Origin of the sequence: Micromonospora sp. WMMD956 (assembly GCF_029626125.1) — a bacterium.
Lineage (GTDB): Bacteria > Actinomycetota > Actinomycetes > Mycobacteriales > Micromonosporaceae > Micromonospora > Micromonospora carbonacea.
In genome coordinates, this window is sequence record NZ_JARUBI010000005.1 from 1,569,691 (window position 1) to 1,591,490 (window position 21,800).

The 21,800-nt window shown below is 76.3% G+C and carries 14 protein-coding genes; 4 read left to right on the forward strand and 10 right to left on the reverse strand.

Going from position 1 to position 21,800, the window contains the following annotated elements:
• Positions 1–107: 107 nt before the first annotated feature.
• From O7628_RS07250 to O7628_RS07275, 6 genes are all read right to left on the reverse strand, one after another.
• A complete protein-coding gene (locus O7628_RS07250) occupies positions 108–1,520 on the reverse strand; it encodes a DEAD/DEAH box helicase (protein WP_278129269.1) in 1,413 nt (470 codons plus the stop codon).
• 197 nt (positions 1,521–1,717) lie between these two features.
• The gene (locus O7628_RS07255; RefSeq protein ID WP_043965813.1) at positions 1,718–1,921 is read right to left on the reverse strand and encodes a cold-shock protein; all 204 of its coding nucleotides are present in this window, start codon (positions 1,919–1,921) and stop codon (positions 1,718–1,720) included.
• Positions 1,922–2,151: 230 nt separating this feature from the next.
• Positions 2,152–5,718 carry an ATP-dependent DNA helicase gene (locus O7628_RS07260; protein ID WP_278129271.1) on the reverse strand — a complete coding sequence of 1,189 codons (3,567 nt, stop codon included), beginning with the start codon at positions 5,716–5,718 and terminating at the stop codon, positions 2,152–2,154.
• Between the two features lie 91 nt (positions 5,719–5,809).
• On the reverse strand, positions 5,810–9,397 hold the full coding sequence (locus tag O7628_RS07265) for an ATP-dependent DNA helicase (protein ID WP_278129272.1): 3,588 nt from the start codon (positions 9,395–9,397) through the stop codon (positions 5,810–5,812).
• A 96-nt stretch (positions 9,398–9,493) separates the two neighbouring features.
• Complete coding sequence (locus O7628_RS07270; RefSeq protein WP_278129273.1) at positions 9,494–10,039, reverse strand: TIGR00730 family Rossman fold protein; 546 nt, start codon at positions 10,037–10,039, stop codon at positions 9,494–9,496.
• Positions 10,040–10,043: 4 nt separating this feature from the next.
• Positions 10,044–10,913, reverse strand: a complete 870-nt coding sequence (locus tag O7628_RS07275) for a TIGR00730 family Rossman fold protein (RefSeq protein ID WP_278129275.1) — start codon at positions 10,911–10,913, stop codon at positions 10,044–10,046.
• A 162-nt stretch (positions 10,914–11,075) separates the two neighbouring features.
• Here O7628_RS07275 and O7628_RS07280 point away from each other — a divergent pair, with 162 nt between their 5' ends.
• Positions 11,076–11,243, forward strand: coding sequence for a hypothetical protein (locus tag O7628_RS07280; RefSeq protein ID WP_176734749.1), 168 nt, complete (start codon positions 11,076–11,078; stop codon positions 11,241–11,243).
• A gap of 154 nt (positions 11,244–11,397) precedes the next feature.
• Here O7628_RS07280 and dapE read toward each other — a convergent pair whose 3' ends face one another.
• Positions 11,398–12,471: a succinyl-diaminopimelate desuccinylase gene (gene dapE / locus O7628_RS07285; protein WP_178066336.1), complete on the reverse strand. Its 1,074-nt coding sequence runs from the start codon at positions 12,469–12,471 to the stop codon at positions 11,398–11,400.
• Between the two features lie 24 nt (positions 12,472–12,495).
• Between dapE and dapD the strand changes: the two genes are divergently transcribed.
• Entirely contained in the window at positions 12,496–13,455 is a 960-nt protein-coding gene (gene dapD / locus O7628_RS07290) for a 2,3,4,5-tetrahydropyridine-2,6-dicarboxylate N-succinyltransferase (RefSeq protein WP_278129277.1), read from the forward strand.
• Between the two features lie 150 nt (positions 13,456–13,605).
• On the opposite strand, the gene O7628_RS07295 is transcribed toward dapD, so the two are convergent.
• The gene (locus O7628_RS07295) at positions 13,606–16,950 is read right to left on the reverse strand and encodes a S8 family serine peptidase (RefSeq protein WP_278136248.1); all 3,345 of its coding nucleotides are present in this window, start codon (positions 16,948–16,950) and stop codon (positions 13,606–13,608) included.
• A 188-nt stretch (positions 16,951–17,138) separates the two neighbouring features.
• Between O7628_RS07295 and O7628_RS07300 the strand changes: the two genes are divergently transcribed.
• On the forward strand, positions 17,139–17,696 hold the full coding sequence (locus O7628_RS07300; protein WP_278129279.1) for a sugar O-acetyltransferase: 558 nt from the start codon (positions 17,139–17,141) through the stop codon (positions 17,694–17,696).
• Between the two features lie 117 nt (positions 17,697–17,813).
• Positions 17,814–20,444, forward strand: a complete 2,631-nt coding sequence (locus O7628_RS07305) for a hypothetical protein (protein WP_278129280.1) — start codon at positions 17,814–17,816, stop codon at positions 20,442–20,444.
• A gap of 14 nt (positions 20,445–20,458) precedes the next feature.
• Here O7628_RS07305 and O7628_RS07310 read toward each other — a convergent pair whose 3' ends face one another.
• Positions 20,459–21,106 carry a nucleoside/nucleotide kinase family protein gene (locus tag O7628_RS07310; RefSeq protein WP_278129281.1) on the reverse strand — a complete coding sequence of 216 codons (648 nt, stop codon included), beginning with the start codon at positions 21,104–21,106 and terminating at the stop codon, positions 20,459–20,461.
• Positions 21,106–21,753 carry an SIMPL domain-containing protein gene (locus tag O7628_RS07315; RefSeq protein ID WP_074472639.1) on the reverse strand — a complete coding sequence of 216 codons (648 nt, stop codon included), beginning with the start codon at positions 21,751–21,753 and terminating at the stop codon, positions 21,106–21,108. Before O7628_RS07315 ends, O7628_RS07310 begins: the two co-directional genes overlap by 1 nt.
• Between the last annotated feature and the right edge of the window lie 47 nt (positions 21,754–21,800).

The window sequence follows — 21,800 nt, forward strand, 5'->3', positions numbered from 1 at the left end:
GACCCGCGCCTGCCTGATTCCCGACTCAGCCTTCTGATTATCGGCTCAGGCACGCCTGGTTTTCGAATCAGCCAGAGGCAGGGGTGCGGCTCCCGACCGGCGGACGGTCAGGCGGAACGGGGGCGACGCGGGCGACGCGACCGGCCCGACGCGCGGTGCCCGGCGCGCCGGCCCTCGCCGGCCGCCGCGTCGCGGCCGGCCGGGGTGTCGCCCTGCCCGCCGGCGGGACGGGACGCGCCGCCGGACGCGGCCGCGCCGTGGGCGGCGCGGGCGGACCGGGAGCCCCGGCCCGACGTCGCCGGGGCGGACCGCTGCGGCGGCGGGGCGACGACGGTCACCGGCACGCCCGACGGCTCCCGGGCGCCGGTGACCCGGGCCAGCGCCGCCTCCTCGCCCGGGCGGACCTGGGTGGCCTGCGGCCGGATGCCGGCGGTGGCCATCAGCCGGGACACCTCCCGGCGCTGCTCGGGCAGGACCAGGGTGACCACCGTGCCCGACTCGCCGGCCCGCGCCGTGCGCCCGCCCCGGTGCAGGTAGTCCTTCGCCTCGGTCGGCGGGTCGACGTTGACCACCATGTCGAGGCCGTCGACGTGGATGCCCCGGGCCGCCACGTCGGTGGCGACCAGCGCGGTCACCTGGCCCGTGCGGAACTGCTCCAGGATCCGGGTGCGCTGCGGCTGCGACTTGCCGCCGTGCAGGGCCGCCGCGCGCACGCCCTTGGCGAGGAGCTGCCGGGCCAGCCGGTCGGCGCGGTGCTTGGTGCCCATGAACAGGATGGTGCGGCCCTCGCGGGCCGCGATCCGGGTCAGCGTGGCCGGCTTGTCCTCCGCCTCGACGTGCAGCACGTGGTGCGTCATCGCGGTGACCGTGGCGGTGCCCGGGTCGACGGAGTGCGACACCGGGTCGGTGAGGAACCGGCGGACCAGCTTGTCCACGCCACCGTCGAGGGTGGCGGAGAAGAGCATCCGCTGGCCGTCGCCGGCCACCTGCTCCAGCAGCTTGGTGACCTGCGGCAGGAAGCCCATGTCGGCCATCTGGTCGGCCTCGTCCAGCACCGTCACGGCCACCTGGTCGAGCCGGGCGTCACCGCGGTTGATCAGGTCGTGCAGCCGGCCGGGGGTCGCCACGACCACCTCGGCGCCGGCGCGCAGCGCGTCCGCCTGCCGCCCTAGCGACAGGCCGCCGACCACGGTCGCGACGCGCAGCCCCAGCACCCGGGCGTACGGGGCGAGCGCGGTGGTCACCTGCTGGGCCAGCTCACGCGTCGGCACCAGCACCAGCGCCAGCGGACGCCCCGGGCGGGCGCGACGGCCGGCGGTGCGGTGCAGCAGCGGCAGCCCGAAGGCGAGGGTCTTGCCCGAGCCGGTGCGGCCCCGGCCGAGCACGTCCCGGCCGGCCAGCGAGTCCGGCAGCGTCGCCGCCTGGATCGGGAACGGCTCGGTGATGCCCTGCGTGGTCAGCTCGGCGAGCAGCGCCGGCGCCAGGCCAGTGGCGGAGAAAGAGGGCAGAACGGTGGTCATGGCAGAGCCTTCCTCGACGCGGCACGTGTCGAGGGAGGGCGCCGGGGCGGCGCTGTCGACCGGCGGACGGGGCCGCCGGGACTCACAAGCACGAACCGAATGGGGTCGTGGCCGGCCCGCCGCACGAGGGGCGGACCGGCCACGTCGTCACGCCCGGAGGGCGCGACGGATGTTACGGGTGGAACGGGTGCCGGAGATCAGAGCGGGCGGATGTTCTCCGCCTGCGGGCCCTTCTGGCCCTGGGTGATCTCGAACTCGACCCGCTGGTTCTCGTCCAGGCTCCGGTAGCCGGAGGTCTGGATCGCCGAGAAGTGGGCGAAGACGTCGGCGCCGCCGCCGTCCGGGGTGATGAAGCCGAAGCCCTTGTCAGCGTTGAACCACTTGACGGTGCCAATTGCCATGTGTTTCGTCTCCTTGACGGAACGTCGGACCCGCACCTGTTGCGGGCCCGAAGAGGAGCGCTCCGCGCGGGGTGCGCGGACCACCTGTCGCTTCTGGTTCGCCCCGCCCGGAGAACTCCGGACACAACAAAGAGCGCCTGGGGCCACAATCCGCCAGGCGCACACAGAGTCTCTGGGAACCATAACTGCAACGCAGCCAGACTATCACGGATCACGCCGCCCGTCTCCCGTCACCGGAAACTTGCCGACCGCGCACCGCCCGCCGCGGCGTCCACCGGGGCGACGGCGCCTGCGGCGACCTGGTCGCGGGCGACCTCCGGCACGGCCGCGACCAGCGCGGTGAGGCCGTCGGCGTCCAGCAGGTCCGCCGGGCGGACGGTCGCGCCGTCCCGCACGTAGTGGAAGGCCGCGCCGACCCGGTCGACCGGCACCCCGGCAAGCTCGGCCCAGGCCAGCCGGTAGACGGCGAGCTGCACCGCCGCCGCCTCGGCCGCCGCCCCCGAGGGCTGCCGCCCGGTCTTCCAGTCGACCACGTCGAACCGCCCGCCCGGCCGGGCGAAGACGGCGTCCATCCGGCCCCGCACCACCACCCCGGCGATCACCGTGGCGAACGGCACCTCCACCTCCACCGGCACCCGCTGCGCCCACTCGCCGGCCAGGAAGCGCGCCTGCAACTCCGCGAGCGCCTCGTCCGGCGCGGCGTCGGCGTCGGCCGCCCCGGGCAGCTCGTCCACGTCGAGCAGCCGGTCCGCGCCGAAGCGCTGCTCCAGCCAGGTGTGGAACGCGGTGCCCCGCCGGGCGTACGGGTTCGGTGCGCTGGGCATCGGCCGGCGCAGGGCGCGGGCCAGCTCCGCCGGGTCGCGGCGCAGCGCGACGAGCTGGGTGACGGAGAGCTGCCCGGGCAGGGCCACCTCGACCGCCCCCGCCCCGGCGACCAGCTCGGCCCGCTCGGCGAGCAGCAGGTCGGCCTCCCGCCGCCAGCGCGCCACCTCCGGGTCCTCGGCGACGACCGGCCCCCGCCCCCCGTCTGGGCCGCCGGATCCGCCATCCGGGACGGCGGCCCCGCCACCAGGAGCGGTCGGTCCGGCGGCCGGGAGGGCGGCCTCGCCACCGGGGGCCGCTGGTCCCCCGTCCGGAACGGCGGCCCCGCCACCGGGGGCGGCCGGTGCGGCGTCCGGGTCGGCGAGGAAGCGGCGCACCAACGCGGCGGCCTCGGCCAGCGCCGGACGACGCCCGCCCAGCGGATCCGCCGGCCACTCGGCGCGCAGCACCACCTCCGTGGTCGGGTTCACCGCGTCACCGGCCGGCTCCGGGGCCCACCGGTCCACCAGCAGCCCGTCGCCGGAGCACGCGTCGTGCACCTCCCGCAGGAACGCCGACGGGCCGCGCGGACGCTTCGTCCCCTCGCCCCACCAGTAGCCGGAGCAGAGCAGCAGCCGCCGGGGACGGGTCACCGCCACGTACGCCAGGCGGCGCTCCTCCCGCTCGTCGTGCGCCCGCCACGCGTCGGTGAAGTCGGCCAGCGCCCGCGCCACCGCGCGCTGGTCGGCGGCGTCGGCCAGGCCCAGCTCGGGCAGCCCGTCGGCGTCCCCGCGCAGCGGGAACGGCAGCACCCCCAGCCCGCCCAGCCAGTGATCGGAGTTGCGCACCGGCCCCGGCCAGACGCCCCGGCTCAGGCCGGCGACCGCCACCACGTCCCACTCCAGGCCCTTCGCGGCGTGCGCCGTGAGGATCTGCACCGCGCCGTCGACCACCTCCACCTCGCCCGGGGCGAGGCCGCGTTCCTCGTCCTCGGCGGCGGACAGGTAGGCCAGGAACCCCGACAGGGTCGCCGCCGGGGACTCCCCGCTGAACCGGGCCGCCACGTCGCCGAGGGCGTCCAGGTGGCCCCGGGCCAGGCCGGCGTCGCCGGTGCCGTCCCGGCCCGCCCGCACCGCCACCTCCACGTCCAGGCCGATGGTCCGCTCGACGTCCGCGATCAGCTCCGGCAGCGTCTGGTCCAGCCGGTAGCGCAGCAGGGCCAGTTCCTCGCCGTACGCGCGCAGCCGCGCGTAGCCCTGGTCCGAGTACGCCTGCGCCGGCCCCAGGTCGGCCAGCGCCTCCACGAGGGTGGCCTCGTCGAGCAGGTCCACGGCGATCTCCGGCTCGTCCCCGGCGGCGAGCCGGCGGCGTTGGCCGGCGATCGACCGGGCCCGCCGGTGCAGGGCCACCAGGTCGCGCGGCCCGATCCGCCAGCGCGCCCCGGTCAGCAGCCGCAGCAGCGCCGCCCCGTCGGTCGGGTCGGCGAGCACCCGCAGGGTGCACACCACGTCCCGCACCTCGGGGGTGTCCAGCAGCCCGCCCAGCCCCACCACCTCGACCGGCAGCCCCCGGGCGCGCAGCGCCGTGGCCAGGGCGGGGATCTGGCTGCGCAGCCGCACCAGCACGGCGGTGGTGGGTCGCAGCCGCACCGGGACGTGCTCGGGCGACGCGCCCGGCATCCCGGCCGCCCCCCGCCACGCCGCGAGGACGCTGTCGGCGATCCAGTCGGCCTCGTCGGCGTACGTCGGCAGGAGCGCGCAGTGCACGGTGCCGGCGGCCAGGCCACCCGGCGTGCGGTGGCCGATCGGTTCGGCGACGCTCAGCGCCGCGCGCAGCTCCGGCACCCGGGCGCCCGCCGCCCGCAGCGGCGTGGCCAGGGCGTTCGCCACCCCCAGGATCTCCGGGCGGTTGCGCCAGCTCGTGGTGAGCCCCAGCACGGCGGCGGGCGTGCCGTCGGCGCGGGCGAACTCGGCCGGGAAGCGGTCCAGGGTGCCCGCGCTGGCCCCGCGCCAGCCGTAGATCGACTGGCAGGGGTCACCGACGGCGGTCACCGGGTGACCGCCGCCGAACAGCGCGTTGAGCAGCACCACCTGCGCGTGGCTGGTGTCCTGGTATTCGTCGAGCAGCACCACCCGGAACCGGTCTCGCTCGATCGCGCCGACCGCCGGATGGTCACGGGCCACCCGGGCCGCCCGGGCGAGCTGGTCGGCGAAGTCCATCGCCTCGAAGTCGTCCTTGCGCCGGCCGTACGCGCGGACCAGCGGCAGCAGCTTCAGCCGGGTCTGCTGGAGGGCGAGCGCCCGGCGCACGTCGGCGTAGACGCGGCCGGGGCGGGACTGCACGTCGGCGAAGAACCGGCCCGTCCAGGCGGCCAGGGCGTCCGGGTCGACCAGGTGCTCGTCCAGCTCGCCGGCCAGCGCCAGCACCGCGTCGGTGATCGTGCTGGGCATCCGGTCCACGCCGGTCATGTCGCCGTCGTAGTTGCGCACCAGCAGGTCCACGAGCTGCCAGCGGGACGCCTCGGTGAGCAGCCGGGTGGACGGCTCGTACCCGGCGCGCAGCCCGTGCTCGGTGACGATCCGGCCCGCGTACGAGTGGTAGGTGGACACCGTCGGCTCGCCGGCCAGCGGGTCGTCGAGCGGGTCGCGGCCCCGCCGCCCCAGCCGGCGCACCAACTGGTCGAGCCGGGTACGCACCCGGTGCGCCAGCTCGCCGGCCGCCTTACGGGTGAACGTCAGGCCGAGGACCTGCTCCGGCCGGACGTACGCGTTGGCGACCAGCCAGACCACCCGGGCGGCCATCGTCTCGGTCTTGCCCGAGCCGGCCCCCGCGACCACCAGCAGCGGCTCGACCGGCGCGGCGATGATCGCGGCCTGCTCCCGGGTGGGCGCGGGCAGCCGGAGCAGCCTCGCCAGCTCGACCGGCGTGTAGCGGGGGCCGGAGTCGGCGGCCCGGGGCGCCGGGGCGGCGGCGCTGAACAGGGCGGGCTGGGTCACGGGGCGTCCTCAGGTCGCGACGGCGCGGCTCGCAGGCTCACGGGTTCATCTCAGGTCGCGCCTGCGGGGCTCACAAGCTCACTCCTCGCGCTCACTCTGGCTGCTCCCGGCGGGGGGCTGGTGGCTCGACCACCTGGCGGCCCTGCCCGGACACCGGACAGCTCGTGCGCACCGGGCAGACCCGGCACGTGGAGTTGGCGACCGCGGCGAAGGTGGCGGCGGCCATCGTATCGGCGGTGCGCCGGACCAGCGCGGTCGCCCAGCCGGCCGCCGGCCCCTGCCCCGCCGCCGGCTGGCTCTGCTCCCGGGCGTCGCGCGCCCCCGTGCCGAGCTGCACCAGGGCCGCCCCGCCGGACTCGTCGCCGTGCTCGGCGAACGCCCCCGCCTCGACCGCCGCCTGGTAGGCCCCGAGCTGCGGGTGCTCGCCGATCTCCCGCTCGGTGACCACGGTGGACTTGCCGGTCTTCAGGTCGACCACCACCAGCCGGCCGGCGGCGTCGACCTCCAGCCGGTCCACCCGGCCGGTCAGCTCGACGGGCCGCTGCGGGTCGTCCAGGCGGACGGCGAACTCGTGCTCGATGGCCAGCAGCCGGCGCGGGTTGCCCGCCAGCCAGCGCAGCAGCTTGTCCACCATCGCCTCGGCGCGCTCCCGCTCGGGACCCACCATCCACCGGGCGGCCAGCTCGATCGCGTCGAACCGGGCCGCCACGTATTCCAGCAGCGCGGACCGGTCGGCGCTGGCGTCCTCGGCGAGCATCGCGGCGGCGTGCACCAGGTTGCCCACCCCCTGCGCGGCGCTGGCCGGGCCGCTGCCGCCGTGCCGCTCCAGCAGCCAGCGCAGGCTGCACCGCAGCGCGCTCTCCATGCCCGACGGGGTGACCCGCACCGGCTCGCCCTCGTCGACCAGCGGCCGGTCGTCGGAGAGGCCGCGCAGGCCCCACCAGTCGTCCGGGTGCGCGCCGGGCACCCCGGCGGCGGCCAGGCGGGCCAGCTCGGCTGCCGCCGCGCTGCGCCGGTGGTAGGGCGCGGCCGGGTCGGCCACGGCGGTACGCAGCTCCGCGACCAGCGCCGGCAGCGTCAACGCCCGGGGTGGCCCGGCCACCGGCAGGGCCCCCCGGCCGGGCTCCGCGCCGCCGGCCGGCTCACCGGGGATGCCCGCCGGGCCAGCGGGGGTGGCACCCGCCGTTCCGCCTCGCCCGCCGCCGGGGGCGGTGTCGGGGTCGCCGCCGGGGGCGGTGCCCGCCGTTTCGGCTGCCCCGCCGCCGGGGGCGGGGTCGGGGTCGCCGCCGGGGACCGGGCCGCCGGCGTCGCCGCCGGGCGGCGGGGTCGGGTCCAGCTCGTACAGGAACCGGCTGGGCTGCTCCTCGTGGTCGTCGCCGCCCACCGCGGCCGAGGCGACGGCGCTGACCAGCAGCCGGCGGCGGGCCCGGGTAACCGCCACGTGGAAGAGCCGGCGCTCCTCGTCGAGCAGGGCGGAGGTCTGCCCGACGAGGACCGCCCGCCCGACGTCCCCGGAACCCCGGCGACCCTCGCCGGAATCGCGGCCGGCGTCGAGGTCGTGGCCGGCGTCGCGGCCGGCGAGCACGTCCACCAGCCGCTCGGAGCCGAGCAGGGTGCCGCGCAGCCGCAGGTCCGGCCAGACGCCCTCCTGCACCCCGGCGACGGCGACCAGGTCCCACTCCAGTCCCTTCGCTGCGTGCGCCGTGAGCAGCCGGACGGCCTCGCCCCGGTCCGCCGTCGGCGCGAGCGTGTCGGCCGGCAGGTCCTGGCCGAGCACGTGGTCGAGGAAGACCTCGGTGCGCGCGCCGGGCAGCCGGTCGGCGAACCGGGCCGCCGCGTCGAAGAGCACCAGCACGGCGTCGAGATCCCGGTCGGCGGCCTCCGCCCGCCACCGCCGCGCGGTCTCGTGCTCCCCGGTCGCCGCCCGCCCGAGGGTGATCGCGCCGGCCCAGCGCTCGGCCAGCCCGCTGGCGTCCCAGACCGCCCACAGCACGTCCTCGGCGGTGGCGCCCGGCCGCTGGGCCGCCTCCCGGGCGATGGCCAGCAGCCCGGCGACCGCCTGCGCCGGCTCCGCCCAGTGCCGGTCGATGCCGGACAGCTCCTCCGGGTCGCGCAGCGCGTCGACGATCAGCTCGCCGGAGGGACGACGGTCCCCGACCGCCAGGGCAAGCGCCCGCAGCCCCTGGCGCAGCCGCCGCTCGGCCAGCGGGTCGGCCCCGCCCAGCGGCGAGTGCAGCAGCGCCACCGCCGCCTCCTCGTCCAGCCGGGTCGGCTCCAGGGCACACCGCAGCAGGAGCAGCAGCGGGGCGACCGCCGGCTGGAGGTGCAGCGGCAGGTCCTCGCCGTGCACCACCGTCGGCACCCCGGCCGTGTGCAGGGCCCGGCGCAGCGACGGCAACTGCCGGGCCGTCGAGCGCACCAGCACCGCCATCCGCGACCACGGCACCCCGTCGAGCAGGTGCGCGGCCCGCAGCGCCTGGGCCAGCCAGGCGGCCTCGCTGGTGGCCGAGCGGAACGTGCGTACTTCCACCGTGCCGGGCGGGGCCTCGGGCAGCGGGCGCAGCCGCCGGTGGGCCGCCGGGCCACGCAGCCGGCCGGCGAGCCGCCGGGTCGCGGCGATCAGCCCCGGCCCCGCCCGGTACGAGGTGGTCAGCACGACCTGCGCGGCCGGTGCTCCGGAGGCGGTGCGGAAGCGGTGCGGGAACGCGGCCACCCCGGCCGGGTCGGTGCCCCGGAACGCGTACGTGGCCGAGTCGGGGTCGGCGAACGCGACCAGGGACTTGCCGCCGCCGGCCAGCACGGCGAGCAGGTCGAGCTGGGCGGGGTCGGTGTCGGCCAGCTCGTCGACGTAGACGTGGGCGAGGCGGCGGCGCTCGGCCTCCAGCAGCTCCGGATCGTCGAGCAGCAGGCCGGTCGCGGCGCGGACCAGCTCCGCCGGGTCGTACGCGATCGAGCCGCGGTTGCTGACGTCGCGCAGCGCGAGCACGGCCACGTACTCCCGCAGGAAACGCGCGGCGGCCGGCCAGTCGGCGCGGCCCAGCCGCTCGCCCAGCCGGGCCAGCTCCACCGGGCCCACCCCGCGCTCCGCCGCCCGCATCAGCAGGTCGCGGAGCTGGGCCGCGAACGCCCGGGTACGCAGGGCCGGCCGCAGGTCCTCCGGCCAGCCGACCGGGTCGTCGTCGGGATCCTCGCCGACCACGTCCAGCAGCTCCCGGATGATCAGATCCTGCTCGGGGCCGGTGAGCAGGCGCGGCGACGGCTCGCCCCGCTCGGCGGCGGCCCGACGCAACAGCCCGAACGCGTACGCCGGGAAGGTGCGCACCAACGGCTCGCGCAGCACCCGCTGCCCGTCGCCCGCCACCCGGGCCTCGATCCGGCGGCGCAGGTCGGTGGCCTGCCGCCGGCCGAAGGTGAGCACCAGCACCCGCTCCGGGTCGACCCCCTCGGCCACCCGGGCGGCCACCGCCTCCACCAGGACGCTGCTCTTGCCGGTGCCCGGCCCGCCGACGACCAGCATCGGCCCGTCGGTGTGCGCCACGACCTCGGCCTGCACCGGGTCGGCCCGCCACCCGCCGCCGGCCTCACCTTCGGGCCGACCGCCCCCCAACGCCGCCCCGTCGGGCCGACGGTCCCCCCGGGCCGTCTCGACAGGCCGGCGCACCAGCCGGTACGCCTGCATCCCCCCATCCCACCACGCCCCACCGACACCCACCCCACCGCGCCCCACCCACTTCCCCCGCCCCCGCGCCGCGAGGGGGTGGGGTGGGTCTGGGGGTCAGGGGAGGTGGGATTCCAGGGTGGTCAGGGCGTCGGGGACGGTGTCGGCCAGCAGGAGGAGGTCCATGCCCGCCGGCTTGAGGAAGTTGCGGTCGGTGAGCAGCGTGAGCCAGTCGAGCAGGGGGCGGTAGAAGCCGTCCGTGTCGACCAGCGCCATCGGCTTGGCGTGCAGGGCGAGGGTGGCGGTCGTCCACACCTCGAACAGCTCGTCCAGGGTGCCCAGCCCGCCGGGCAGGGTGAGGAACGCGTCCGACTTCTCGATCATCAGGGTCTTGCGGTCGGCCATGCTGGCGGTGACCAGCAGCTCGTCCGAGGCGAGATCGGCGACCTCCAGGTCGACCAGGGACTGCGGGATCACCCCGACCGTACGGCCGCCGGCCGACCGGGCCCCCTCGACCACCGCCCCCATCATCCCGACGCAGCCGCCGCCGCTGACCAGGGTGTGCCCCCGTCGGGCGATCTCCCGGCCGGTCTCGGCGGCGAGGTCAAGCCAGCGCTGGTCGAGCGTGCGGGAGGACGCGCAGAACACGCAGATCGCGGCCACCGGTTCAGCCCTCCCGGGCCTGCTGGTCGGCGGCCTGCTGGTCGGCGGCGGTCCGCTCGACGGCGGCCTGCTCGACGGCGGCCTGCTCGGCGGAGAGCGCCGCCTCGGCGGCCACGATGTGCCGCACGGCGGCGTCGACGTCGTCGGTGAGGCAGATCAACTCCAGGTCGGCCGGCCCGATCTTGCCGTCGACGGCCATCGTGTCGCGTAGCCAGTCGAGCAGGCCCCGCCAGTACTCCGTGCCCATCAGCACCACCGGGAACCGGGTGACCTTGCCGGTCTGCACCAGCGTCAGCGCCTCGAACAGCTCGTCCATGGTGCCGAACCCGCCGGGCAGCACCACGAACGCCTGCGCGTACTTGACGAACATGGTCTTGCGGGCGAAGAAGTACCGGAAGTCGATGGCCAGGTCGACCCAGTCGTTGAGGCCCTGCTCGAAGGGGAGCTCGATGCCGAGCCCGACGGAGAGCCCGCCGGCCTCGCTGGCGCCCCGGTTGGCCGCCTCCATCACGCCCGGCCCGCCGCCGGTGATCACCGCGTACCCGGCGCGGGCCAGGGCGGCGCCGAGCTCCTCGGCCAGCCGGCACTCGGGGCTGTCCGGCTTGCTGCGGGCGGAGCCGAAGACGCTGACCGCGGGCGGCAGGTCGGCGAGGGTGTCGAAGCCCTCCACGAACTCGGACAGGATGCGCAGCGCCCGCCAGGCGTCCTTCGTCTTCCAGTCGCCCCGGCCCCGGGAGTCCAGCAGCCGCTGATCGGCGGTGCTGGTCGGGATCGCGCCGCGACGCAGGGTGACCGCACCCCGGTGCCGCTCCCGCCCCGGCCCGCGGGCCGTACCGCGCCCGTCGCTGTCGCTCCTGGCAGCCCTGTCACTCATGGAAGCAACCGTAGTGGAGGGGTGGTAGCGGGGTGCGACGCCCGCACCAGGGGCGGGCCGGAGAAATTTTCCGCGACCAGGGCAACTAATTCGCTCGCCCGTACGTCTTACCATTCATATACCGGGTATGCCCCGGCACGCGCCTTCGGGGGAGGAGCCAGCGTGATCAGCAACAGCGAGATGATCCGGATCCGTCGGCAGATGCAGCGGCGGATCCGGGACGTGGTGGCCGAGCGCCGCCGCGCCCGGCAGATGGAAGCCCCCGTCGCCGACCTCACCGGCGACCCGACCGACACCCGCCCCGAGTCGTCCCTGACCCCGACCGCCTGACCGACCACCGCAGGTCGCCGGGGCGGCCCGCCCACCGCAGCACGGTGCCGCGGGCCGCCCCGGCGCGTCCGGGCCGGTTCCGATGCGCTCAGGCCGGGCCGGTTCCCGTGCGCTCGGGCCGGGCCGGCTCCGGTGCGCACCGGCCCCAGGATGCTCAGGCCGGGGCGAGCCAGCGGTGCAGGGTCGCCGCGCCGTCGCGGATCTTGCCGATCTCGACGTGCTCGTCGGGGTGGTGGGCCAGGTTGGGGTCGCCCGGGCCGAAGTTCAGCGCGGGGATGCCCATCGCGGCGAACCGGGCCACGTCCGTCCAGCCGAGCTTGCCGATCGGCGCGGCGCCGACGGCGGCCAGGAACTCCTTCGCCGGGGCCGCCTCCAGCCCGGGCGCCGCCCCGGCGGCCACGTCGGTCACCCGCAGCTCGAAGCCGTCGAAGACCTCGCGCAGGTGCGCCTCGGCCTCGGCCGGCGTCCGGTCGGGCGCGAACCGGTAGTTGACCTCGATCTCGCACCGGTCGGGCACCACGTTGCCGGCGACCCCGCCGCTGATCCGCACCGCGTTCATGCCCTCGCGGTAGTCGCAGCCGTCGATGGTGACGCGCCGCGCCTCGTACGCCGACAGGCGGCGCAGCACCTCGCCCGCGCCGTGGATGGCGTTCACCCCGTGCCAGGAGCGCGCCGAGTGGGCCCGTACGCCGGTGGTGGTCACCACCGACCGCATGGTCCCCTGGCAGCCGGCCTCGACGATGCCGTACGTCGGCTCCAGCAGCACGGCGAAGTCCGCCTGGAGCCACTCCGGGTGCGCCTCGGCGACGAGGAAGAGCCCGTTGTACTTGGACTCGATCTCCTCGGCCTCGTAGAAGAAGTACGTCACGTCGTAGCGCGGGTCGGGCAGGGTGACCGCCAGGTGCAGCGCGTACGCGACGCCGGACTTCATGTCGGAGGTGCCGCAGCCGTACATGAGGTCGCCGCGCATGGTCGACGGGAAGTTGTTGTTCAGCGGCACGGTGTCCAGGTGCCCGGCGAGCACGACCCGGGAGGACCGCCCCAGGTCGGTGCGCGCCATCACGGTGTTGCCGTGCCGGAACGTGGTCAGGTGCGGCACCCCGCGCAGCACCTCCTCGACGCAGTCGGCGATGGCCTTCTCGTGGAGGGAGACGGACTCTATGTCGACCAGTGCACGGGTCAACGCCACCGGATCGGCGAGGACCTCGGGGGTCAGCGGGTTCTCCATGGTTCGCACGGTACCGTCACAGGCGTGACGACTGCACAGCCTGCGTGGGGCATCGGCCTGGCCACGATCACCGCTGACGAGCAGGTGCTCGACACCTGGTATCCGACGGGCAAGCTGGGGCTCGGCGAGCTGCCGCTGGTCCCGGGCGAGGACGAGGCGGACGTGCTGGACCTGCCGCCGGGCGCGGTCGGCGAGCGGGCGCTGCCGGGGCTGCGCACGGTCCAGGTGGTCACCGTGATCGGCTCGCTGGACGACCCGATCAAGGACGCCGCGGACGCGTACCTCAGGTTGCACCTGCTGTCCCACCGCCTGGTGCGGCCCAACGAGCTGAACCTCGACGGCATCTTCGGCAAGCTGGCCAACGTGGCCTGGACGTCGGCCGGGCCGTGCCCGCCGGAGCGGGTCGACGAGCTGCGGGTGATCGAGCGGGCCGCCGGCCGCCACCTGGCCGTTTACGGGGTCGACAAGTTCCCCCGGATGACCGACTACGTGGTGCCCTCCGGGGTGCGGATCGCCGACGCGGACCGGGTCCGGCTCGGCGCGCACCTGGCCGCCGGCACCACGGTCATGCACGAGGGCTTCGTCAACTTCAACGCCGGCACGCTGGGCGCCTCGATGGTGGAGGGGCGGATCGTGCAGGGCGTGGTGGTCGGCGACGGCTCCGACATCGGCGGCGGCGCGTCGATCATGGGCACCCTCTCCGGCGGCGGCACCGACCGGGTACGCATCGGCGAGCGGAGCCTGGTGGGCGCGAACGCGGGCGTCGGCATCTCGCTCGGCGACGACTGCGTGGTCGAGGCCGGCTGCTACGTCACGGCGGCCTCGAAGATCGCCCTGCCGGACGGCCGGGTGGTCAAGGCCCGCGAGCTGTCCGGGGTGGACGGGCTGCTGTTCTGGCGCAACTCGGTCACCGGCGCGCTGGAGGCCCGCCCGCGCACGGGCCGGGGCATCGAGCTGAACGCCGCCCTGCACGCCAACGACTGACGCCCGCGCCGACGGCCGGGCGGCCCTGCGCCCGAGGGCCGACGGCGGCCCGCGCGCCGACGACCGACGATGGGGCCGCGCGCCGACGACCGACGGCAGGGCCGCGCGTCCGGGCCCGGCGGGAGGGGACCGCCGGGCCCGGACGCCGGTTCACCTCAGCCGGTACGCCTGGATGATCCGCGTGGTCACCGTGTTGCCGGCGGTGTCCTTCGCGGTGGCGCGCAGCGACGCGTAGCCGGGGCCCGCCGGGTGGTGCAGCGTCGCCACCCAGCCGGCCCCCTGGCGGCGCAGCTCCGCCTTGCGCCAGGTCCTGCCCCCGTCGTAGGAGGCGTCGACGGCCAGCGACGCCACCTTCGCCGCCGGCGCGCCGTCCTGCGGTTCGACCCGCACCGGCACGGTGAAGGTGCGGCCCGCCGGGGCGCTGTTGCCGGGGCGCAGCGCCGGGGCGAAGCGCACCGCCGCCGCCGGCTGCGGCACGAAGTCGTCACCGGCGACGTGCTTCGAGCGGAACGTCCACGCGGCGGCCACCTCGGCGCTCAGGTCGGCGACGTCGCGGGTGGCGAGGGTCTCCACCCGGTAGTCCGCCGCGCCCGGGGGCACCTCGAACTCGCCGTAGCCGGGGTATCCGCTCTCGCCGACCAGCTTCCCGTTGCGGTAGAGCCGGGTCCACTGGGTCTCGTTGAGGGACCCGCCGACGTGCCCGGCCTGGTCGCTGTGCGCGGCCAGGTCGACCACGATGAGGTCGCCCTGGCGGGTGATCCCCTCGGTCCCCCAGCGCCGCACCGGGAACGACGGCGCGAACGGGGCGACGCCCCAGGTCTCGTGCCGGGTCTCGCCGGGCCGGTACCGGGTCAGCGGCGATGCCAGCAGCGCCTGCACGTCCAGCCAGCCGTCCTCGGTCGGCGTGCCGAAGTCCAGCTCGGTGCTCCAGCTCACGGCGTTGGTGCTGAAGTGCTCGACCCGCTTGCCGGGCACCGCCGTGGGCACGACCAGCGCGGACCCGCCCGTGTTGTACTCCGGCTCGCCGTAGACGATCCGTTCCGCCTTCGTCCCCGGGTACGCGTCCCGGAAGGTCTGCACGACGGTGGCGAGGTCCTTGGCGCGGTAGTGCTTGACGAAGCCGGTCGGCAGCCGGCCCGGGAACGCCTCCAGCAGCGCGTAGAGGTAGGGGCTGCTCTCGGCGTCCGCGTCGACCCACTGGCTGCCGATGGTGGCGACGAAGCGGTCCGGCGTGCTGGCCGGGCCGAGCTGCCCGCTGGTCAACCCGGCGAAGCCGGAGCTCCACAGGCTGAACGAGTAGACGCTGTCGTCGGCCCCGTAGAAGACCGCGCTCACGTCGACCAGCTCCGCCGTCGCGCCGCGCTCGGGCACCGTGGCCAGCACCGGCTTGCCGGCGCGGGCGTCGAGGGTGAGCTCGACCGGCCCGTCGACGACCAGCTCAGGCCGGGCGAGCAGGGTGGCCCCGACCGGTTCGCCCGCCTCGTCGGTGGCGAACAGGTAGCTGCCCAGCCCGTAGCGGCCCTTCGGCAGGCGCACCGTGGCCGTCGGGACGCCGCCGTAGAGGTCGACGGGGAAGGCGAAGCCGTCCAGGTCCATCAGGCTGGTGCCGTAGTCGGTGGTGGGCTTGCCGTCGACCCCGATGTGGCTGATGGTGACGTCGTAGCTCTCCACCTCGCGGTGCACGGCGATCGGGGTGACCGCCACCGTGTCGCCGGAGCGGGCGACGACCCGCCCGGTGTGGTATCCGTCCGGGGCGTCGACCCGGGTGTCGGCGCTGACCGTCACCCCGGCCGTGCCGCCGGCCGGCACGGTGACGCGGGGCGCGCCGAGGCGGAACAGGCCGGCGGGGGCCGGCTCGCCGTCCGGCCCGGTGGCCTCGATCGCGAGGTCGAGGGTGACCGGGGCGGTCCCGGAGTTGTGCCAGGTGAGCGTGCGGTCGAGCACCGGGTCGTCGTCGTGCGGCCACTGCGCCCGGCCGAACGACACGCTCACCGGGTCGCTGGTGACCTGCTGCCCGATCGCCCGGGCCACGTCGACCCGGCCCGCGCCCTGCTGGTAGGCGGTCTGCCCGGGGTGCGGCTTCGCGGCGGCCATCAGGGTGGCCTTCAGCGCGCCGGCCTTCCAGTCGGGGTGCCGCTGGGCGAGCAGCGCCACCGAGCCGGCGACGTGCGGGGTGGCCATGGACGTGCCGGAGGCCGTCACGTACTGGTCGCCGACCGGCTCGCCGAGGGTGGTGCCGGCGGCGCGGGCGGCGACGATGTCCACGCCGGGGGCGGTGATGTCCGGCTTGAGGGCGTCGTCGCCGGTGCGGGGGCCGCGGCTGGAGAAGTCGGCCAGCTCGTCGTCCCGGTCGACCGCGCCGACGGCGAGGGCGGCGTCGGCGCTGGCCGGTGAGCCGACGGAGGCGTCCGTGCCGAAGTTGCCGGCGGCGAGGACGAACAGGGTGCCGGTCTGCGCGGTGAGGGTCTGCACCGCCTCCTCCAGCGGGTCGGTCTCCGGGGTGTCCCAGCCGCTGAGGCTCATGTTGACCACGGTGGCCCGCTTGTCGACGGCGGCCCACTGCATGCCCGCGAGGATCGCCGAGTCGGGGCAGCTGTTCTCCTCGCACACCTTGCCGGAGACCAGCGTGGCGTCCGGCGCGACGCCCCGGTACTTCCCGCCGGAGGCGGCGCCGCTGCCGGCAATGGTGGAGGCGACGTGGGTGCCGTGGCCGATGGTGTCGCTCGGCTCGGCCACACCGCTGAAGTTGCGCGACTCGGCGAGCCGGCCGGCGAGGTCGGGGTGCTCGGCGTCGACGCCGGTGTCCAGCACCGCGACGGTGACGCCCCTGCCGGTGAGGCCGGCCGCCCACGCGGTCGGCGCGCCGATCTGCGGCACGCTGTGGTCGAGGGCGATCCGACGCCTGCCGTCCAGCCAGAGCCGGTCGACACCCCCCGCCGTGTCGACCCGGGCGGCCGCCCGGCCGGTGGTCACCGCGCCCCAGACCGCGCCGGCCCGGGCCTTCTCGGCGGTCACGGCCGCGCCCCGGATGGCCGGCAGGTCGCGGGTCACCCGGGTGCCGGCGATGCCGGCGACGGCCCGGCGGGCGTCACCCGGCCGGTACGACACCAGCAGCGGCAGGCTGTCACGGCGGGAGTCGTCGTAGCCGGCGGCGATCAGCTCGGTCACGTCGAACAGCCGGGGATCCACCCGGCCGGAGCGCAGCAGGGGCAGGGCGTCCTGCGGCTGCACGGTGACGTGGCCCCGGTCGCGCCGGACCAGGAAGCGCAGCTTGTCGCGCCCCGCGCCGGGGCGGATGCTCACCGCGCCGGAGCCGGTGACGGTGACCCGGTCACCGGTGACCAGGGTGACGGTGGCCGGTCGGCCGGCGACGGGCCCCGCCGGACCGGTCGCGCCGGCCGCGCCAGCCGCGGCGGCGGGCGTCCCGGGTGGAACGGCCGCGGGGGACGTGGCCGGGGCGGCGGCGGCCGGGGTGGTCAGGGGCGCGGCGAGCACCAGACCCAGGGCCAGCGCCAGGCCGGCCGGTTTTCTTCCCTTTCGATGCAACTCGATCCTCCTCGCTAGGCGTAGTCAATACGGGATCGCATTGACAGGAGTAGAATTGCATACCGAGTATGCAAGGTAAAGACGTAAATGTGACGAACTTCGCACAAGGCGGAGATTCGACCGGGCATCATCGTCCGATGACCTCCATGAAGGACCGCATGCTGGCCGGCGAGCCCTACCGCGCCGAGGGTCCCGAGCTCCTCGCCGACCTGGACCTCGCCGCGCGCCGCACCGAGGCGTTCAACCGCAGCTCCGCCGCCGACCCCGAGGCCCGGCTGGCCGCGCTGCGCGAGCTGCTCGGCTCGGTCGGCGAGGACACCTGGGTCCGCCCGCCGTTCCACTGCGACTACGGCTGGAACACCCACCTCGGGCCGCGCGGGTTCGTCAACTTCAACGCCGTCTTCCTCGACGTCGCCCCCATCACCATCGGCGCGGACGTCCAGATCGGACCGAACGTGCAGCTCCTGACGGCCACCCACCCCGTCGACCCGGAGCCACGGCGACAGAAGTGGGAGGCGGCACAGCCGATCACCCTCGGCGACAACGTCTGGCTCGGCGGTGGGGTGATCGTGCTCGCCGGGGTCACCATCGGCGACAACACCGTGGTCGGCGCCGGGGCCGTGGTGACCCGCGACCTGCCGGCGAACGTCGTCGCCGTGGGCAACCCCGCCCGGGTGGTACGCGCCATCGACTGACCCGCCGCAGATCCGGTCATCACGGTCCCTACCTGCGAAAACATCTCGCCCCAGGGGTGGTCGAAGCAGCCCCGCAGGGTGCACTCTGGGTAGTGGAGCCATCACTAGGAGGTACCGATGGCCGGTCGGGTGCTCGAACTGCGCGTACACGGGGTGTCCAACACTCCCCCGGACCAGGTCCTCGGCCTGGCCCCACAGCCCGGCGACGAGGGTCCCCGCCCCTGGCTCGTCGCCGGCGACGAGGTGACCGGCTTCTACCGCTCCACCGACGTCGGGCCGGACGACGCGGTGGTCGTCGAGGCGTACAGCTGGGGGCAGTTGACCTCCGGCGCGCGGACCGCGCGGGACGTCGAACGGGCCCTCTGGACGCTGCTGCTGCCCTTCACCCTGGCGAACGTGGCGCTGCACGCCCGGCCCGGCATCCCACCCGACCCCGACGAGGAACGCTGGGGCAGCCGGTCCGGCATCACCGCCTGGCTGGTCCGGCTGTTCTGCCTCAGCCTCACCGGGACGCTGGTCCTCGCCGCCACCGGCATCGGCGTGGACCTCGTCGCCTGGCAGTGCGTCGACGAGGAGTGCCTGCGCCGCGTCCCGGGCGTGTGGGAGTTCCTCGCCCACGGCTGGTGGCGGCAGGGCGCGCACTCCCTCGTCGTCGGCCTCGTGATCCCGCTCGGCCTGCTGGCGCTGCTCGGCCTGCTCGCCTGGCGCACCTACCAGTACGAGGCGGAGATGCCGGCCGCGCCGGCCGCCCGGCCCCCGGCCGACCCCGCCCGCGACCCGGCCCCGCCCCGCGACCCCGCTGGAGGGCCGCCTCCCGCCGACGGCCCGCCGCCGGGCGAGGCCGCCAGCGCCAACCCGTTGCAGGACCCCACCTTCTGGTGCGGCGAGGGGCAGCTACGCCGCGCCGGGGTGCTGCACCTCTGCGTCGGCGCGGTGGTCGCGGCCGCCGTGCCGCTCGGCACGGTGCTGGCCATGGACCCGCCCGTGGGCGCACGGGCCGCCGTCGCCTGGCCCACCGTGGCGGTGCTCGGCGCGGTGGTGCTGATCGCCGTGGTGGCCCTCGGCCGGCCCTGGCTCAGCCGCCGCGCCGGGGACACCCCCCTCGGCCCGTGGAGCGCGGCGGTCATCGTGCTCACCTGCGCCGGGGTGGCCGGCACGGTGCTGCTCCTGCTGCTGCCCGACGGCCCGGCCGGCACCCCGCTGGCGCAACTGCGCCCGCCCGCCGGGTGCATCCGCGACCCGGCGCAGGCCGGCTGCCTCGTCGACCGCTCGCTGCCCGGCTACGACTGGATCATCGCCTGGTACGGCACCGGGCAGGTGCTCCTGCTCGCCGCCATCGGCGCGGTCGCCCGGTCCGGCCGGCGGGCGCTGGCCGCGCCGGTCGCCGCCGCGCTGCTCCTGCCGCTCGGCGTCGCCTGGATCGCCGGCTGGCTGCCCGCCGTCCCGCCGGCCCCGCACCGGCTGGACGACTGGATGCTCACCGTCCCCGCGATCGCGCTGGCCGGCGGCGGGCTGCTGCTGCCCCGCACCGGCCCCGCCGCGCCGCCCCGGCCCGGGCAGCCGCACGCCGACCTCGGCTGGGGCGGGCGCGGGCCGGCGGTAATCGCCGGATTCGGCTGGCTGCTCGGCATCGCGTACTGCTCCGGGGTGCTCTACTGGGTCACCGACCGGCTCACCGACGGCGACCCGGCAGGCGGCCGGACCGGGGTGGTCCCGCCGCTGCCGGTGATGTGGGCCGGTCTGGCCTTCGCCGTCGCGGTGCTCGCCCTGGCCGGCGTCGCGCTCCGCGCCGGCCTGCTGTTCCACCGGCTCCGCCGGCAGGAGTACGCCGGGCTGGTGCCCGGCGACAACGCCCTCTCCGCGCACGACCGGCGGCGCTGCCGCGACGTGAGCGGCTACCGGGCGCTGCACCGGCTGGTGGGCGAGCACGCGCTGCGCCTGATCGGCTGGTACGCGGCGGTCGGCGCCGCGCTCGCCACCCTCGGCGCCGCCGCCGCCCTGTCCCACGTCCCGCCCGACGCGGCCGCAGTGAACGGGTGGCCGACCGTGGTCAAGACGGTGGCCGACGCCGGCGACAGCCTGCTCGGCTGGCTGCCGGTGGCCATCGCCGCCGTCGGGCTCATGGTCTACCGCAACGACACCGTGCGCCGCTCGGTGGGCGTGCTCTGGGACATCGGCACCTTCTGGCCCCGGGCCGCGCACCCGCTCGCCCCGCCCAGCTACGCCGAACGGGCCGTGCCGGAACTCCAGACCCGCACCGCCGGCCTGCTCGCGCTCGGCGAGCACGACCCGCGCCGGGTCGACGGGATCATCCTCTCCGGGCACAGCCAGGGCGCGGTGATCTGCGCGGCGGTGCTGCTCCAGCTCCCCGCCCGGTGGCGGCGGCGGATCTGGTTCTTCTCCTACGGCTGCCAGCTCACCCGGCTGTACGGGCGGATCTTCCCCGCGTACTTCGGGCCGGACCGGCTGCCGGCGCTGGCCGACGCGCTGCGCGGGCCGTCCGGGCGGCCCGGCTGGACCAACTTCTGGCGGGACACCGACCCGCTGGGCTGGCCGGTGACGGCCGGCGAACGGAACCTGCCCGTCCACGACCCGGACGCGCTGCACCCCACCGGCGGGGAGGTCGCCGACCCGCCGATCCGCAACCACAGCGCCTATCCCGACGCCGCCGAGTTCCGCCGCGAGCGGGCCCGGGTGACCTGGCTGCTGCGGCGCGGCGTCCCGACGCCCCGGCAGGGCGTCGGCTGAGGAGTCCGCCCTCGTCAGGCCGGCGGCGGGTCGGCCAGCCGGACCACCAGGTCCGCCCGGCCGGCGGTGCCGGCCACCAGGGCCGCGTTGGTCTCGTCGCTGCCCAGCGCCCAGGCCCGCGCCTGCTCCGGCGACCGCCCGTACGCCTCGTGCCGGGCGGTCAGCCGGCGACGCCGCACCTCGACGTCCAGGTCCAGGAACCACGCCTCGTGCAGCAGCGCCCGCACCTCGTCCCACGGGTAGTCCGGCAGCAGCAGGTAGTTGCCCTCGGTCACCACCAGCCGGACCTCCGGCGGCACCTCGATCGCCCCCGCGACCGGCTCCTCCAGGTCCCGGCGGAACTCCGGGGCCCACACCGACGTCGGCTCCAGCCGATGCAGCCGGCGCAGCAGCGACACGTACCCGACCACGTCGAACGTGTCCACCGCGCCCTTGCGCGCGTCCAGGCCGAGCCGGCGCAGCTCCGCCTGCGCCAGGTGGAAGCCGTCCATGGGCACCAGCCGGGCCACCCCGCCCAGCTCGGCGACGACCCGCTCGGCCAGCGTCGACTTGCCCGCCCCGGGCGCGCCCGCGATCCCCAACAACTGGCGGGGGCCGGCGTCGGCGAGGGCACGGGCCCGCGCGACCAGCTCCTCGACGGCCAGCACATCGGCGTCCGGCATCAGCCCAGCACCGGCTCGGAGATCGTGAACCGGGCCTCGACCGCCGCGTGCACGGTCTGCGGCTGCGGGTCCAGGTCCAGCTCCGGCGGGCCGCCGGACTCCGCGCCGCCGCCGGCGAACGCGGCACGGGCGAACATCGGCTGGGGGGCCGGACCGGTGTCGGCCAGCTCCAGCAGGGCGGTCACCCGCGCGCCGAGCGCCTCCGCGTACTCCCGGGCGCGGGCCAGCGCGTCGGCGATCGCGGCGTGCCGGGCGTCGCGGTGGGCCGGGCTGTCCGGCCGCAGCGACCACCACGGGCCGGCGATCTCGACCTGGTCCTGGTCGGCCAGCCGCAGCATCAGCTCGCCCAGCGCGGTGAAGTCGGTGACGGTGACGGTGGTGGCGACGCTGCCGTGCCAGGCCACCACCCGCTCGCCGGAGCGACGCGTCTGCGGCCACACCCGCAGGTCGCCGGTCTCCCGGCGGTCCACGGCCGGCTCGGCGGCGTCGAGCAGCACCCGCACGGCGGCGGCCCGCTCGGCGAGCCGGCTCAGGACGGCCTCCCGGCTGCGGTCCCGGGCCGTCGCGGTCACCGCGAACCGCGCCAGCTCGGGCGGAACCTCCCGGTACGCCTCGCCGCGCACCGCCACGACCGGTCCGTCCACCATGCCTTCACCCTAAAGGAAGGGCACCTTGTTAACGCATTCTGTAGAGC

What these genes read in the sequence shown, in the direction of transcription:
- O7628_RS07250 (WP_278129269.1), bottom strand. Translation starts at nt 1,520, where the DNA reads ATGACCACCGTTCTGCCCTCTTTCTCCGCCACTGGCCTGGCGCCGGCG.
- O7628_RS07255 (WP_043965813.1), bottom strand. Translation starts at nt 1,921, where the DNA reads ATGGCAATTGGCACCGTCAAGTGGTTCAACGCTGACAAGGGCTTCGGC.
- O7628_RS07265 (WP_278129272.1), bottom strand. Translation starts at nt 9,397, where the DNA reads ATGCAGGCGTACCGGCTGGTGCGCCGGCCTGTCGAGACGGCCCGGGGG.
- O7628_RS07275 (WP_278129275.1), bottom strand. Translation starts at nt 10,913, where the DNA reads ATGAGTGACAGGGCTGCCAGGAGCGACAGCGACGGGCGCGGTACGGCC.
- dapE (WP_178066336.1), bottom strand. Translation starts at nt 12,471, where the DNA reads ATGGAGAACCCGCTGACCCCCGAGGTCCTCGCCGATCCGGTGGCGTTG.
- O7628_RS07300 (WP_278129279.1), top strand. Translation starts at nt 17,139, where the DNA reads ATGACCTCCATGAAGGACCGCATGCTGGCCGGCGAGCCCTACCGCGCC.
- O7628_RS07305 (WP_278129280.1), top strand. Translation starts at nt 17,814, where the DNA reads ATGGCCGGTCGGGTGCTCGAACTGCGCGTACACGGGGTGTCCAACACT.
- O7628_RS07310 (WP_278129281.1), bottom strand. Translation starts at nt 21,106, where the DNA reads ATGCCGGACGCCGATGTGCTGGCCGTCGAGGAGCTGGTCGCGCGGGCC.
- O7628_RS07315 (WP_074472639.1), bottom strand. Translation starts at nt 21,753, where the DNA reads ATGGTGGACGGACCGGTCGTGGCGGTGCGCGGCGAGGCGTACCGGGAG.